This window comes from Kitasatospora sp. NPDC096128 (genome assembly GCF_040303105.1).
In the GTDB taxonomy this organism is placed as follows: Bacteria; Actinomycetota; Actinomycetes; order Streptomycetales; family Streptomycetaceae; genus Kitasatospora.
In genome coordinates, this window is the sequence record NZ_JBEOSP010000019.1 from 49,290 (window position 1) to 62,890 (window position 13,601).

Annotated in this window: 16 protein-coding genes; 8 read left to right on the forward strand and 8 right to left on the reverse strand. The window is 71.3% G+C overall.

Annotated elements, in window-relative coordinates; genetic code table 11:
* Positions 1-16: 16 nt before the first annotated feature.
* The 3 genes from ABTY61_RS21885 to ABTY61_RS21895 are packed head-to-tail and all read right to left on the reverse strand — an operon-like array spanning position 17 to position 2,991.
* Positions 17-826, reverse strand: a complete 810-nt coding sequence (locus tag ABTY61_RS21885) for an ABC transporter permease (RefSeq protein WP_502895397.1) — start codon at positions 824-826, stop codon at positions 17-19.
* Positions 826-1,812, reverse strand: a complete 987-nt coding sequence (locus tag ABTY61_RS21890; RefSeq protein WP_350506699.1) for an ABC transporter permease — start codon at positions 1,810-1,812, stop codon at positions 826-828. Before ABTY61_RS21890 ends, ABTY61_RS21885 begins: the two co-directional genes overlap by 1 nt.
* A gap of 6 nt (positions 1,813-1,818) precedes the next feature.
* Complete coding sequence (locus ABTY61_RS21895) at positions 1,819-2,991, reverse strand: ABC transporter substrate-binding protein (protein WP_350506700.1); 1,173 nt, start codon at positions 2,989-2,991, stop codon at positions 1,819-1,821.
* 388 nt (positions 2,992-3,379) lie between these two features.
* Between ABTY61_RS21895 and ABTY61_RS21900 the strand changes: the two genes are divergently transcribed.
* Positions 3,380-4,159, forward strand: a complete 780-nt coding sequence (locus ABTY61_RS21900; protein ID WP_350506701.1) for a GntR family transcriptional regulator — start codon at positions 3,380-3,382, stop codon at positions 4,157-4,159.
* A gap of 105 nt (positions 4,160-4,264) precedes the next feature.
* On the opposite strand, the gene tmpA is transcribed toward ABTY61_RS21900, so the two are convergent.
* The 4 genes from tmpA to ABTY61_RS21920 all read right to left on the reverse strand — a co-directional run bounded on the left by tmpA (position 4,265) and on the right by ABTY61_RS21920 (position 6,756).
* On the reverse strand, positions 4,265-5,857 hold the full coding sequence (gene tmpA, locus ABTY61_RS21905; RefSeq protein ID WP_350506702.1) for a 2-trimethylaminoethylphosphonate dioxygenase: 1,593 nt from the start codon (positions 5,855-5,857) through the stop codon (positions 4,265-4,267).
* A gap of 133 nt (positions 5,858-5,990) precedes the next feature.
* The gene (locus tag ABTY61_RS21910; protein ID WP_350506703.1) at positions 5,991-6,191 is read right to left on the reverse strand and encodes a hypothetical protein; all 201 of its coding nucleotides are present in this window, start codon (positions 6,189-6,191) and stop codon (positions 5,991-5,993) included.
* Entirely contained in the window at positions 6,191-6,394 is a 204-nt protein-coding gene (locus tag ABTY61_RS21915) for a hypothetical protein (protein WP_350506704.1), read from the reverse strand. Before ABTY61_RS21915 ends, ABTY61_RS21910 begins: the two co-directional genes overlap by 1 nt.
* Positions 6,391-6,756 carry a hypothetical protein gene (locus ABTY61_RS21920; RefSeq protein ID WP_350506705.1) on the reverse strand — a complete coding sequence of 122 codons (366 nt, stop codon included), beginning with the start codon at positions 6,754-6,756 and terminating at the stop codon, positions 6,391-6,393. Before ABTY61_RS21920 ends, ABTY61_RS21915 begins: the two co-directional genes overlap by 4 nt.
* 108 nt (positions 6,757-6,864) lie before the next feature.
* Here ABTY61_RS21920 and ABTY61_RS21925 point away from each other — a divergent pair, with 108 nt between their 5' ends.
* The 5 genes from ABTY61_RS21925 to ABTY61_RS21945 all read left to right on the forward strand — a co-directional run bounded on the left by ABTY61_RS21925 (position 6,865) and on the right by ABTY61_RS21945 (position 10,331).
* Positions 6,865-7,692 (forward strand): helix-turn-helix domain-containing protein, encoded by an 828-nt coding sequence (locus ABTY61_RS21925; protein WP_350506706.1) that lies wholly within the window; start codon positions 6,865-6,867, stop codon positions 7,690-7,692.
* Positions 7,689-7,895 (forward strand): DUF397 domain-containing protein, encoded by a 207-nt coding sequence (locus ABTY61_RS21930; protein WP_350506707.1) that lies wholly within the window; start codon positions 7,689-7,691, stop codon positions 7,893-7,895. Before ABTY61_RS21925 ends, ABTY61_RS21930 begins: the two co-directional genes overlap by 4 nt.
* Before the next feature lie 192 nt (positions 7,896-8,087).
* A complete protein-coding gene (locus ABTY61_RS21935) occupies positions 8,088-8,291 on the forward strand; it encodes a DUF397 domain-containing protein (protein ID WP_502895393.1) in 204 nt (67 codons plus the stop codon).
* 18 nt (positions 8,292-8,309) lie between these two features.
* Entirely contained in the window at positions 8,310-8,516 is a 207-nt protein-coding gene (locus ABTY61_RS21940; protein WP_350506708.1) for a DUF397 domain-containing protein, read from the forward strand.
* Between the two features lie 174 nt (positions 8,517-8,690).
* A complete protein-coding gene (locus ABTY61_RS21945; protein WP_350506709.1) occupies positions 8,691-10,331 on the forward strand; it encodes an APC family permease in 1,641 nt (546 codons plus the stop codon).
* Positions 10,332-10,382: 51 nt separating this feature from the next.
* On the opposite strand, the gene ABTY61_RS21950 is transcribed toward ABTY61_RS21945, so the two are convergent.
* Positions 10,383-11,465, reverse strand: a complete 1,083-nt coding sequence (locus ABTY61_RS21950; RefSeq protein ID WP_350506806.1) for a pyridoxal-phosphate-dependent aminotransferase family protein — start codon at positions 11,463-11,465, stop codon at positions 10,383-10,385.
* Positions 11,466-11,560: 95 nt separating this feature from the next.
* Here ABTY61_RS21950 and ABTY61_RS21955 point away from each other — a divergent pair, with 95 nt between their 5' ends.
* Both ABTY61_RS21955 and ABTY61_RS21960 read left to right on the forward strand, forming a co-directional pair.
* Positions 11,561-12,652, forward strand: a complete 1,092-nt coding sequence (locus ABTY61_RS21955; RefSeq protein WP_350506710.1) for an amidohydrolase family protein — start codon at positions 11,561-11,563, stop codon at positions 12,650-12,652.
* 109 nt (positions 12,653-12,761) lie between these two features.
* Positions 12,762-13,439 (forward strand): uracil-DNA glycosylase, encoded by a 678-nt coding sequence (locus ABTY61_RS21960; protein ID WP_270143187.1) that lies wholly within the window; start codon positions 12,762-12,764, stop codon positions 13,437-13,439.
* Positions 13,440-13,601: the final 162 nt, after the last annotated feature.

A 13,601-nucleotide genomic window follows, 5' to 3' on the forward strand; every position in this document is an offset into this window, starting at 1 on the left:
GAGAACGGGGGGTGGTTCAGGACCGGGCGGCCTTGCGGCCGCGGCCGACGGCGGACATCAGCAGCAGGACGAGCCAGACGATCAGCAGGCTGAGCATCGACACCGCGACGGACATCTGGCCGTCGCTCTTGCCGTTGGAGTTGATCCACACCGAGAAGGGGGTGAAGCCGAGGATGGAGGCGGTGGTGAACTCGCCGAGCACCAGGGCGACGGTGAGGACGGCGGCGTTCAGCAGCGCGCTGCGCAGGTTCGGCAGGACGACGGTGAACACCGCGCGCAGCCAGCCGGCACCGCAGTTGCGGGCGGCCTCGACCAGGGTGGCCACGTCCACGCCGCGCAGTCCGGCATCGATGGCCCGGTAGGCGAACGGCAGGGCCATCAGCACGTAGGCGATGACCAGGACGATCGGGAAGCCCGGGTCCTGGATGGCCACGATGGTCTGGAAGAACGGGGTGTCGTGGAGGTAGTCCGGGCCCCAGCGCAGCACGCCGATGATGCCGGTGGTGAGCGCGACGACCGGGACGACCAGCGGCATCGAGCACATGATCTCGATCACCGGGCGCAGCTTCGGCGCGCCGAGCCGGGCGGCGAGCACCGCCGGGACGAGCAGGAGCAGCAGCACCACCACGGTGACGGCGGCCAGTTCCAGGCTGAGCACCAGGCTGTCGGTGAAGCCGGGGGCGTTCAGCAGCTCGGTGTAGGCGCGGAAGCTGGTGCCGTTCTTGTGGTCGTCGACGCTGAAGACCACCGACGAGACCAGCGGGACGGCGAAGTAGATCCCGCAGAGCAGCAGGACCAGGCCGCGGCCGAAACGGATGCGATTGATCAGGCGAGCCACTTGGCACTCCGGCGCTGAAGGGGCAGGTACACGGCCATCACCAGGCAGGCGACCACGATCATGTCGAGGCCGAGCGCGAGGGCGAGGTTGCCCTGGCCGACCAGGACGTTGCCGGACAGCGCGTCGCCGATCTGCATCGAGATCAGCGGCACCGAACTGCCCACCATGGCCTCGGCGGTGGCGTACGCGGCGAAGGAGGCGCCGAACAGCAGCACGAAGCCGCCGAGCAGCGAGGGCAGCAGGACGGGCAGCGCCACGTGCCGCCAGTACTGCACGCCGGTGGCGCCGTTGTTGTACGCGGCCTCGCGCCACTGGGTCTTGAGGCCCTCCAGGGCCGGGGTGATGGTGATGACCATCAGCGGCACCAGGAAGTACAGGTAGACCACGGACAGGCCGGAGAAGGTGTAGAGGTTCCAGCCGTGCTTGGTCAGGCCGAACTTCTTGGTGACCTCGCCGGCGTTGCCGAGGGTGGCGACGAACATGAAGGCCAGCGGCACGCCGCCGAAGTTGGCGAGCACGCCGGAGGCGGACATCACGGCCTCGCGGAAGGCGCGGAACCGGGAGGTCGCCACGGCCTGGGCCAGCGGCAGGCCGACCACGGCGGCGATCAGCGCGGTCAGCAGGGAGAGCTTGACGCTGCCCCACAGGGCCGTCCAGTAGGCGCCCTGGAGCGAGCCGGTGAGGTTGTCGAGGGTGAAGGTGCCGCCGCCGTCGGGGGCGTCCGTGGAGGTGGTGAACGCGCCGATGGCGATCGCGACGGCGGGCAGGCCGAAGCCGATCGCGAAGAAGAGGATCAGGGGGAGGGCGGCGAGCCAGGCGCGGCTGCCGCCGGCCCGGCGCTTGGCCGGGCGGGGGGCCGCGGTGTGCACCGTGGTGGTGCGGGCGGCCGTGCTGGGGGAGGCGGGGCCGGGGGCGCCCCCGCCGCTCTGGGCGGCGGAGGCGTTCGGCGGCACCGGGGTGGGAGCCGTTGTCATCTCAGGTCAGCCCGCGATCGCCTTGGCCCAGTTCTCGGTCACGACCTTCTTGGCCGCCGTGGTCTGGTCGTCGGTCGGGAAGGTGGTGAAGGGCTTCTCGGCGACGGGCAGCTTGGCGGCGGTGGCCGTGTCCAGGGTGCCGGCGGTCTTCATGGCGTCGAACAGGGCCGGGGTGGCGTAGCCGCCCAGGAAGCCGTTCTGGCCCTCCGTGCTGTAGAGGTACTCCTCCCACAGGCGGGCGGCGGCCGGGTGCGGCGCGTCCTTGTTGATGGCCTGGTTGTAGAAGTTGGCGTAGATGCCGTCGGACGGGATGCTGACCTGCCAGTCGATGCCCTTGTCCTTGAACTTCTCGGCGTAGCCGGCGTTCAGGTAGGACCAGTCGATGGTGATCGGGGTCTCGCCCTTCTCGATGGTCGCCGGGGTGACCTCGACCGGGTTGAAGTTGCCCGCCTGCTTCAGCTTGCCGAAGAAGTCGATGCCGGGCTGGATGTTGTCCAGCGAACCGCCGTTGGCCAGGGCGGCGGCCATGACGGCGCTGTAGGCGGCGTTCGCCTTGGTCGGGTTGCCGTTGAGCGCGACCATGCCCTTGTACTCGGGCTTCAGCAGGTCGGCGAAGGTCTTCGGGCAGACGGAGACCTTCTTGGCGTCGCAGGCGATCGAGATGTAGCCGCCGTAGTCGTTGTAGCGCAGACCGTCGGGGTCCTTCATGGTGTCCGGGATCTTGGCGAAGTCGGCGACCTTGTACGGGGCGAACAGGCCCTGCTTGGCGCCGGAGGTGGCGAACGCGGCGCCCAGGTCGACGACGTCGGGGGCGCGGTCCTGGCCCTTGCGGGAGGTGATCGCGTTGATCTCGTCCTGGCTGGAGCCGTCCGGGTTCTCGTCCTCGATCTCGATGCCGTACTTCGCCTTGAAGCCGTCCATCAGCTTGCCGTAGTTCGCCCATTCGCGCGGCAGCGTGATGGCGTGCAGCTTGCCCTCCTTCTTGGCAGCGGCGACCAGGCCGTCCATGCCGCCGAAGTCGGCGAGGGAGGTGGCGGTCTTGGAGCTCTTGCCGCCCGCGAGGTCGTTGCTGCCGGCCTTGGCGGACGACGAGCCGGCGGAACCGCAGGCGGTGAGGGACAGCGCGGCGGCGGTCAGGACGGCCGCGAAGGCGGCGGAGCGGGCACGGTGCACGGACACGGGTCAGTCTCCTGATCGGGTGTACTGCGAAAGGGGTGCTGCAGGGGAGGGGGTGTCGGATCTGATCGGGGGATCGATCGTGCGAGTGGCCGTGGCGCGGATCCGTCCGGCGTGGGTCACGGGTCCTGGTCTGGCTCGTCCGGTATCCGTTCGGAACCGTCCGAGTTGACTAGCCAACTTCGCTGACGGAGGTAAGTAACCCGGAGTTCGGTGACGGGAAGGTGAACGGACGGCCCAGAACCGGGGTCGGCTGCGGGAACGGTGGAATCCGGCCATCGGAGCGTGATCCGTTCGGTGCGATGCTCGAACGGCGCAGCGGGATAAGGTCGGGCTGTCCGTGCCGGTACGGCTGCGCTGGACACCGCCCCTGGAGGGACAATTGACTGACGTGGCAGTGGAGCCCGGGCGCCCCGTCGAGCGTGCGGCCGGAGCCCTGTACCGCAAGGTGGCCGCCGATCTGCGCGAGGCCATCACCACCGGCGCGTACGGCGAGGCCGGCCGGCTGCCCGCCGAGGGCGCGCTGGCCGAGCAGTACGGCGTCTCCCGCGGCACCGTCCGCCAGGCGCTCGCCGTGCTGCGCTCCGACGGACTGGTCACCTCCCGCCGCGGCACCCGGCGGGTGGTGCTGGGCGGCGCCCGGGTGCAGAGCTTCAGCGAACTGCTGAGCTTCACGCACTGGGCGTACTCGATGGGCGAGGAGCCCGGCGGCATCCTGGACTCCCTGGTGCGCCGCCCGGCCGACGCCGCCGAGCGCGAGCAGTTGCGGCTGGAGCCCGGAGCCGAGGTGTACGTGACCGTCCGGCTGCGGACCCTGTCCGGCACGCCGGTGATGGTCGAGCGCACCATCTACCCGCCGCGGGTCGGCGAGATCGTCGCCGAGCTGCCGCCGGACGTGGTCTCGCACACCGAGGTGCTGCGCGAGCACGGCATCCTGTTCACCGACGCCGACCACACCATCGACATCGTCGCGGCCAACGCGGAGGACGCCCGGCTGCTCGGCTGCCGCCGGGGCGGTCCGCTGCTGCGCGAGCGGCGGCGCACCACCGACCCGACCGGCACGCCGGTGGAGTGGTCCCAGGACCGCTACCTGCCCGGGACGGTGGCCTTCAGCGTGCACAACTCGCTGGCCACGTCGGCGCTTTCGCGGCACGCCCGGGAGCTGGACTGAGCTTGGGCTCCCGGGCGTGCCGTCCGGCTGAGCTGAGCCCAGCCCAGCCCAGCCCAGCCCAGCCCAGCTCAGCTTCAGCGCAGCCCAGTTCAGCTCAGCTCAGCTTCAGCGCATGAGCGCGGCGAGCAGCGGGCGGTAGTGCTCGAAGTCCGGGGTCTTCAGGCCCGGCTCCTTCGCCTGCTCGTCCCAGTGCCGGACGGCCACCGCGTCGACGGCGCCCGGGAGTTCGGCGAAGGCGGCGGCCTCCTCGGCGTCCATCGGGCCGCCCTGGACGGTGAGGGTGTACTCGGAGGCCTCGGAGAGCTTCGCGCGGTAGCCGGGCTCGACCGCGCACAGGTAGCGCTTGGCGGCCACGTGCAGCCGGACCGGCTCGGTGACCTCCGGGCCGAACCAGCGGGCCAGCCGGTCGGCGCCGGTGTGGCTGTGCCGGTTGTCCTGACCTTGCATCAGATCCCGTCCGTGCAGGGTGCTTCGGCCGTGCTTGTCGGAGAAGTGTCCGACGTCGTGCAGCAGGGCGGCGGCGATCAGGTGGTCGGGGGCCCCGGCGGCCTCGGCGACGGCCGCGGCCTGGAGCATGTGCTCGGCCATGGTGACCGCCTCGCCCAGGTACTCCCCGGCGCCCTCGCCCGCGAACAGCTCGGCGAGCTCGTCCAGGGCGGCGGTGCGGCGGTGCAGCACCGCGAGGGTGGAGGAGAGGGAGTCGAGGTCCGCGTAGCAGCCCTGGAGGTGCCGGTGGCCGTCCTGCTGGAAGGCCGTACGGGCGTGCAGCAGACGGGTGTTGTCGAAGACCAGGCAGTCGCCGGGACCGAGTCGGAAGGTCAGCTGGAGCTCGGGGCGCAGGGTGATCGCGGCGAAGCGGCGGTAGGCGGCGTAGAAGGCCTCCCGGTTGTCGCTGCGGAGCGTGCCGATCGAGCGGTTGTTGAAGCGGACCTCGCGGATCCGGCCCAGGGCGTCCACGTCGATCAGCGGGCGGTCGGCGCGCAGTTCGGTGCGGCGGTCGCGGAAGACGAAGGGGACGGGGGTGCGGGTGAGCGTCGCGAAGTCCTCGGGAGCCTCGTCCCGCAGGACCGCCGCCGCCTTGAAGCCGTCCACCAGGCCGGAGTCGCCGCCGGTCGCCGAGTTCTCCAGACAGTGCAGCAGTTGGAGCGTCGGCACCGGGTCGCGGTACGGGTTGTCGGTGTGCGGGGCGATGGAGACGCTGGTGAAGGCCAGGTTGTTGGGGTCCGGCTCGACCCGGACGTCGAACAGCTCGCCGTAGTTGGTGACCCGGACGTAGCCGAAGCTCTCGGCCACCCGTAGCACCTGCCGCTCCACGGTGGGCACCCCGCGCAGCACCGCGAAGCCGCTGCGCCGTACGGCGGCCAGCACGGCGGCCTGCTCGGCGGGGTCGGTGAGGTACGTCCCCCAGTCGGCCTCGGGGATGCCGCGGGCGAAGTCGGCGGCGGCCCAGAGCCGCTTGCCCTGCTCGGTCCGGCCGTCGTCGCCGTCCTCCCCGGCCAGCCAGGCGAGCGGGTAGCGGGAGCGGTGGCCGTCGGACCAGAGCACCTCCAGGTGGCCGTCGAGCTCGGTGCTCGCGGCGACGGAGAGGTCCGGCGGCAGGTCGTCGATCTGGAACAGCTTCTGCCCGTTGCGCGGGTCCCGGCACTCGGCGCAGGGGCAGTTGTCGCGCAGCCAGTACGGCGGCGGTTGCTCGGTCATAGGGCCCTCCTCGGCGGAAAGTTGTCTAGCCAACTTCAGCTCTGGGCGGAGCCTGCCGCTCCCCGGTGAGTTCCGCGTGCCGGGCAGGTGAACGCTGCGGGAACTGTGCCGGGAGGCGGTGGCCGGAAAGCGATCAACCGGGTGGGGTGCGGAGATAGGCCTCGGCGGCGGAGCGGGTGTAGAAGCGCCTGATCCGGGCGGAGCTGCCGTGCACGCGGAGGTACTGGTGTCGGACCGGGTCCCACAGGCCCCAGCTCTCCAGAAGGAGGAAGTGGGGGCTGCGGGAGCCGATCAGGCGGATCTCGTACCGCGTGCAGGGGAGGGCGTCGGGCATCACGCGACCTCCGGGGTCGGGCGGGGCTGCTCGTTGGCGCTGACCCAGCGCTCGGCCTGGTCGTAGGAGTAGAAGCGGAGCGGTTCGGGGCGGGGCGGGAGCGCCTTCACCAGGTGGCCGGTGGTGTGGTCGTGGACGACCCAGACCGGGTACGACGCCCCGTCGTGGGTGTCGGCGGGAACGATTCCGTAGCGGGCGCTCATCTGCGGGCCACCTGGAGGAAGCCGCCGGCCTTCTCGACCTGGGCGGCGAAGTCGTCGAACTCGCCGTCGATGGGGGAGATCGCGGCCCTGGAGGGGAGCAGGATCGCGCCGGCGGTCCGGTCCGTGATCGTCTGCAATGCGGCCAGGAGCAGGGGGCGCTGCTCCGGAGGCTTCTCGGTCTCGTCGTCCAGGACGGTGAGGGTGACGTCCCAGCGGTGGGCGATCGCGTACGCCTCGCAGCTGCGCATCTCCAACTCGGGGAAGTCGGCGGTGGGTTTGGCCAGGTAGATCACCACCTGGAAGCGCTCGGTGGGGCGGAGTCGGGGGGAATGCGGGGCGGAAGGGGTTCGTTGCAGCTTCATGGCCCGCTCCTCTCAGTAGTGAGACGGCTACCCGGAGTCCCCACTGTGGTCTATGCTTTGAGGGTCTTCAACCTGTCAAACGTGCTCGAAGAGCGAGGATCAAGGTCCATGAACAAGGTTGAGCTCGACCCCGATGGGGGGCCGGCGACGAAGTTCGGTGTGTTCCTTCGCACTTCACGGGAAGAGCGGGGATGGACTCAGGACGATCTGGCGGCTGTCATCGGCTACTCCGCGACGCATGTGTCGGCCGTGGAAACTGGTCGACGGCCTCCAACGCCGCGTCTGGCACGCGAACTTGACAGAGCGTTCGGCTGGGAGCGTGTGTTTGCCCGCAAGGCCCTCGACATCAAGACCTCGGCACTCCTCGAAGGGTTCCCACAGTACGTGGAGCGGGAGTCGAAGGCCGTCGAGCTGAGGCTGTTCGATCTCGGCATCATTCCCGGTCTTCTCCAGACCACGGACTACGCACAGGCCATTGCGGCCGGAGCAGTCCGCCGAGGAAGCATCACGTCTGCCCAGGCCGAAGAGCGAGTGACATACCTGGCGCGCCGGCAAGCCAACCTGCGTCGAGAGCCCTCGCCGTTGATCCACGTTGTCCTGGATGAGAGCTGCATCCGTCGGCCCGTCGGCGGCCCCGAGGTCATGGCGGCTCAGCTGGATCAGCTTGCCGAGTTTGCCGCAATGCCCAACACGATGCTCCAGGTGGCTCCGTATGCCATAGGGGAGGAGCGGTCGTTCGACCTTCCGGTGAACATCTTGACCCTCCCTGACCGATCGCTGATGTCCTACGCGGAATCGGCACAGCAGGGTCACCTGGAACGGGACAGCGCAGCCGTGCTGCCGGTACTTACGGCCTACTATCAGTTGCAGGCCCTCGTGCTCTCGCAAGCTGAGTCCGTGGCCCTGATCAGACGGCTGAGGGAGGAACTACCGTGACCGCCACCGAACCTGCGTGGTTCAAGTCTTCGTACAGCAGCAACGGCGGCAACTGTGTCGAGGTAGCGGGGAACCTGGTCGCCTCCGGCGCTGTTCCCGTCCGTGACTCGAAGGATCCCGAGGGTCCCTCCCTGGTCTTCCCGGCCGACGCCTGGTCGGCTTTCGTCTCCGCCGTGCGCAGCGGGGAGTTCGGCGCAGTCTGAGCACAGTGGTCGACGGGCCCGCCCCGAGGATTCTCGGGGCGGGCCCGTCCTGGTGTTTTAGCCCCTGCGGCCTTTTGGGCTTCCAACGACCTTGCTGACCCTGCCGAACAGGACCATCGTGGGATACGGCGAGACTCAGCGACTGCTCAGCGAGTCGAGAGTTCATCCGACAGGTTCGGAGAGGTGTTGAGGATGGATGACCTGACAGGCGCCGCGTGGCGCACGAGTAGCTACAGCGTGCAGGAAGGGCAGTGCGTGGAGGTCGCGGACGGGTTCCTCGACCGGGTGCCCGTGAGGGATAGCAAGGATCCCGATGGCCCTGCCCTGGTCTTCCCGGCTGACGCTTGGTCGGCGTTCGTCTCCGCCGTGCGCAGCGGGGAGCTCGGTACCGTCTGACTCAAAGGAGGAACTACCGTGACCGCCACCGAACCTGCGTGGTTCAAGTCTTCGTACAGCAGCAACGGCGGCGACTGCGTCGAGGTAGCGGGGAACCTGGTCGCCTCCGGCGCTGTTCCCGTCCGTGACTCGAAGGATCCCGAGGGTCCCTCCCTGGTCTTCCCGGTCGACGCCTGGTCGGCGTTTGTCTCCGCCGTGCGCGGCGGGCAGCTCGGCGCGGCCTGAGCGAACGAGTGGCGGGCCCGCCCCGAGGATTCTCGGGGCGGGCCCGTGTGGTCCCACCGGTACCGGCCGTTCGGGTGAGGGTGCAGGTCGGAGGGTGTTTCGGGGCGAGGTGGGCCGCCGGGGCTGCGGCACTGTCGGGGTGGATTTCTCCCCGATTCGAGAGGCGGCTGCGCCATGGCCCGTTCCGATACCACGTCATCTCCCCCCACGGGGCACAGCGGGCTGAAGCGCGAGGTCGGCGTCGTCGGGCTGCTCTGGGCGTCGGTCGGCGCGATCATCGGCTCCGGCTGGTTGTTCGGGGCGCAGAAGGCGGCCGTGGCGGCCGGGCCCGCCGCTCTCCTGTCCTGGGGCATCGGCGCGGTGGCGATCATCCTGCTGGCGCTGATCCACGCCGAGCTGGGCGGGCTGTTCCCGGTGGCGGGCGGCACGGCGCGCTACCCCCACTATGCGTTCGGCGGGTTCGCGGGGATGTCGTTCGGCTGGTTCACCTGGCTGCAGGCGGCGACCATCGCGCCGATCGAGGTCCAGGCGATGATCAACTACGCCCGGCACTGGACCTGGGCCGACGGGTTCCTGAACAAGGACCTGACGCTGACGGGCAGCGGGTTCGTGGTCGCGGCCGTGCTGCTCGGGGTGTTCGTCGCGATCAACTTCCTCGGGGTCCGGCTGCTCGCCCACACCAACAGTGTGGCCACGGTGTGGAAGGTCGCCGTCCCGATCCTGGCGATCTTCGCGCTCGGGATCACCGAGTTCCACGGCTCCAACTTCACCTCGCAGGGCTTCGCGCCGGACGGGTCCAAGGGCGTGCTCGCGGCGATCAGCACCAGCGGCGTGATCTTCGCCCTGCTCGGCTTCGAGCAGGCCATCCAGTGGGCGGGGGAGAGCCGCAACCCCCGCCGGGACATCCCCCGGGCCGTCCTCGGGTCGGTGGTGATCGGCACGATCGTCTACGTCATGCTCCAGGTGGTGTTCATCGGCGCCCTGCCGCCCGAGACCTTCGCCGGGGGCTGGGGCAAGCTCGACTACCCGGGCATCAGCGGCCCGTTCGCGGGCCTCGCGACGCTGATCGGGCTCGGCTGGCTGGCGACGATCCTGTTCATCGACGCGGTGGTCTCCCCGGCCGGTACCGGCCTGGTCTACATCACCTCCAGCTCCCGGGTCACCTACGGCCTCAGCCGCAACGGCTACGCGCCGCCCGCCCTGCAGTACACCGACCGCAACTCGGTGCCCTGGCTGGGCCTGCTCATCGCCTGGGTCGCCGGCGTCATCTGCTTCCTGCCGTTCCCGAGCTGGCAGAAGCTGGTCGGCTTCATCACCTCGGCGGTGGTGCTGATGTACGCGGGCGCGCCGCTGGCCTTCGGGGTGCTGCGCAAGCGGCTGCCGGACATGGAGCGCTCGTACCACCTCCGCGGCGGCACGGTCATCTCGCCGATCGCCTTCGCGGTGGCGAGCCTGGTCATCTACTGGTCCGGCTGGGACACCCTGTGGCGCCTAGGGCTGGCGATCCTGATCGGGTACGCGCTGCTCGGCGGGTACTCGGCGTACGCCGCCTCGAAGGGGGTGCCGAACGCGCCGCGGATGGACTTCAAGGCCGGGCAGTGGCTGCCGGTCTACCTGGTCGGCATGGGGATCGTCTCCTGGCAGGGCACCTTCGGCGTGGGCGCGCAGGGGAACCTGCCGCTGTGGTGGGACATCGGGGTCGTGGTGGTGTTCTCGCTGGCCGTCTACTACTGGGCGCTGGCGGTCGCGCTGCCGGCGGAGGAGATCGAGCGGAACATCCGCGGCGTCGAGGTGGTGGACGCGGGCGGACACTGAGCGCAGTCGAGCGAACGGCCCCCGGAGCGGTTCGGGGGCCGTTCGGCGTTCCTAGGCGGTGGCCTTCCAGGCCGCCTCGGCGGCCGCGAGCGCCGCGTCGGCGTCGCCCCCGGCGGCCTTGGCGAGGGCGGTCAGGCAGGCCGCGACGGTGTCCAGCGAGGCCGCCCGGCCGTAGTGGTTCACGCGGAGCATGGAGGCCGCCAGTGCCCCGCCGCCGGGCTGGACGGGCAGCGCCGGGTCGAGGGCGGCGGCCAGTTCGGCGGCGTGCACGCCGGCCGGGGTGCGCAGGGTGGTGGCGACCGGGGCGGCGTGGGCGTCCTGGTGCACGTACGGGCTGACGGTGCCGAGCGCGCGGGCGCCGGCCCGGGTGGCGGCGGACGCGGCGCGGTGCCGGGTGATCACGGCGGGCAGGCCGTCGGCGGCGATCCGGTCCAGGCAGGCGCCGAGCGCGAGCATCTCCAACTGGGCCGGGGCGTGCGGCAGTACGGTGCGACCGGCGTCCGTCCAGCGCTCCTTCCAGTCCAGCAGGGAGAGGTAGGAGCGGCGCGGGGCGGCCGGGTTGGCGGCGATCCGCTCCCAGGCGCGCTCGGACACCGAGACGGCGGAGACCCCGGCCGGGCCGCCCATCGCCTTCTGCCCGCCGATCACGCACAGGTCGATGCCCCACTCGTCGGTGAGCAGCGGCTCGGCGGCGACCGAGGCGACCGCGTCGAGCATCAGCAGGGCGCCGTGCTCGCGGACCACGGCGGCGATCCCGGCGACCGGGTTGGTGTTGCCGGTGGCGGCCTCGGCGTGCACCAGGGAGACGAAGTCGATCTCCGGATGGGCTTCGAGCGCCTCGGCGACCTGCTCGGCGCTGACCGCGCTGTCGAAGGGCACCGCGAGGTCGACGACCGTCGCGCCGCAGGAGCGCAGCCAGTTGCCGAAGGTCTGGCCGTACGGGCCGGTGACGATGTTGAGCGCGGTGGAGCCGGGGTGCGCGGCGCCGCGGATCGCGGCCTCCAACGGGAGCAGGGCCTCACCCTGGGTGACGATGACATCGGCCTCGGTGTGCAGCAGCGCGGCCACCTGGTCCTCGATCGCCGCGAACCCGGCGGCGCTGAGCGGGGGGAGGTCGAGGAACGGACTCACGATCGGAGGGCCTTTCGCCGTAGGGGTGGTGGGTGCGGGAACGAGTGTGCCGCATTCTCGCCCCTTACACGTGGGGGTCGCGTCGGTAGAGTGCCGCCATGAGCGATGGCGCGGTGCTGCACGTCCGGGGTCGGGTGCTGGTCGGCCCGGAGGAGGTCAGGGACGAACTCTGGGTGGTGGACGGCCGGGTGAGCTTCACCCGCCCGCCGACGGCCGGGGACGTCCGGACGGTCACCGGCTGGGTGCTGCCCGGCCTGGTGGACGCGCACTGCCACGTCGGCCTGGACGCCCACGGCGCCGTGGACGCCGAGACCAGCGAGAAGCAGGCGCTCACCGACCGTGACGCGGGCACCCTGCTGATCCGCGACGCCGGCTCGGCCGCCGACACCCGCTGGATCGACGAGCGCGAGGACCTGCCCCGGATCATCCGGGCCGGCCGGCACATCGCCCGCACCCGCCGCTACATCCGCAACTATGCCCACGAGATCGAGCCCGGCGACCTCGCCGCCTACGTGCGGGCCGAGGCCCGGCGCGGCGACGGCTGGGTGAAGCTGGTCGGCGACTGGATCGACCGCGACCGCGGCGACCTCGCCGCCTGCTGGCCGGGCGACGCGCTGGCCGAGGCGATCGCGGCGGCGCACGAGGAGGGCGCGCGGGTCACCGCGCACTGCTTCGCGGCCGAGTCGCTGCCGGACCTGCTGGCGGCCGGGATCGACTGCGTCGAGCACGCCACCGGGCTGACCGAGGAGCTGATCCCGGCCTTCGCCGAGCGCGGGGTGGCCATCGTCCCGACCCTGGTCAACATCGCCACCTTCCCGGAGCTGGCCGCCGGCGGGGAGTCCAAGTTCCCGGCCTGGTCGGCGCACATGCGGCGACTGCACGAGCGCCGCTACGACACCGTCGGGGCCGCGCACGACGCGGGCATCCCGGTGTTCGTCGGCACGGACGCGGGCGGCTCGCTCGCCCACGGGCTGGTCGCGGACGAGGTGGCGGAGCTGGTGAAGGCGGGGCTGAGCCCGGCGGAGGCGCTGTCGGCGGCGAGTTGGGGCGCGCGCGAGTGGCTCGGGCGGCCGGGGCTGGAGGAGGGTGCGTCGGCCGACTTCGTGGTGTACGAGGAGGACCCGCGGGCGGACGTCCGGGTGCTCGCCGACCCGCGCGCGGTGGTGCTGCGGGGGCGGCCGGTGGCGTGACCGGTCGGGTGAGCGCTCGGGTGGGCGGTCGGGTGAGCGCTCGCGGCGGGCGTTTGTGGTGGTCAGCTGAGGTGACGCCCTGTCGGTATCGGCCGATAGGGTGACGCCCATGGCACCGCGTCCACTGAACGAGATCGTCGAGCCCGGCTGGGCCACCGCCCTGGAACCCGTCGCCGGACGGGTCGCCGCCATGGGCGACTTCCTGCGCGCCGAACTGGCCGCCGGCCGTACCTACCTGCCCTCCGGCCCGAACGTGCTGCGGGCCTTCCAGCAGCCCCTCGCCGACGTGCGGGTGCTGATCGTCGGGCAGGACCCGTACCCCACCCCCGGCCACGCCGTCGGGCTGAGCTTCTCGGTCGGGCCCGAGGTGCGGCCGATCCCGGCGAGCCTGATCAACATCTTCCAGGAGTACGGCACCGACCTCGGCCTGCCCCAGCCCTCCAACGGGGACCTCACGCCGTGGACGAACCAGGGCGTGCTGCTGCTCAACCGGGCCCTGACCACCGCGCCGCGCAAGCCCGCCGCGCACCGGGGCAAGGGCTGGGAGGAGGTCACCGAGCAGGCGATCCGGGCGCTGGTGGCGCGTGGCGGTCCGCTGGTGGCGATCCTCTGGGGGCGCGACGCCCGTAACCTGCGGCCGCTGCTGGGGGACGTCCCGGCGATCGAGTCGGCGCACCCGAGCCCGTACTCGGCGAGCAGTGGGTTCTTCGGCTCGCGGCCGTTCAGCCGGGCGAACGAGCTGCTGGTGCGGCAGGGGGCGCAGCCGGTGGACTGGCGTCTGCCCTGACGTCCGCAACAATTCCGGAGCGGACTGTCGCTCGGAGTGCGGGCCGCCGTGTGAGGTACTGGAGCCAGGTTGGGGCGGTACCGACGAAAGCCCTCGCTTTCGTATGCCCGAACCAATGGCGCTGCCCCGCCAGTTGCCCTGGCGGGGCCCCGTTCTCCTTGC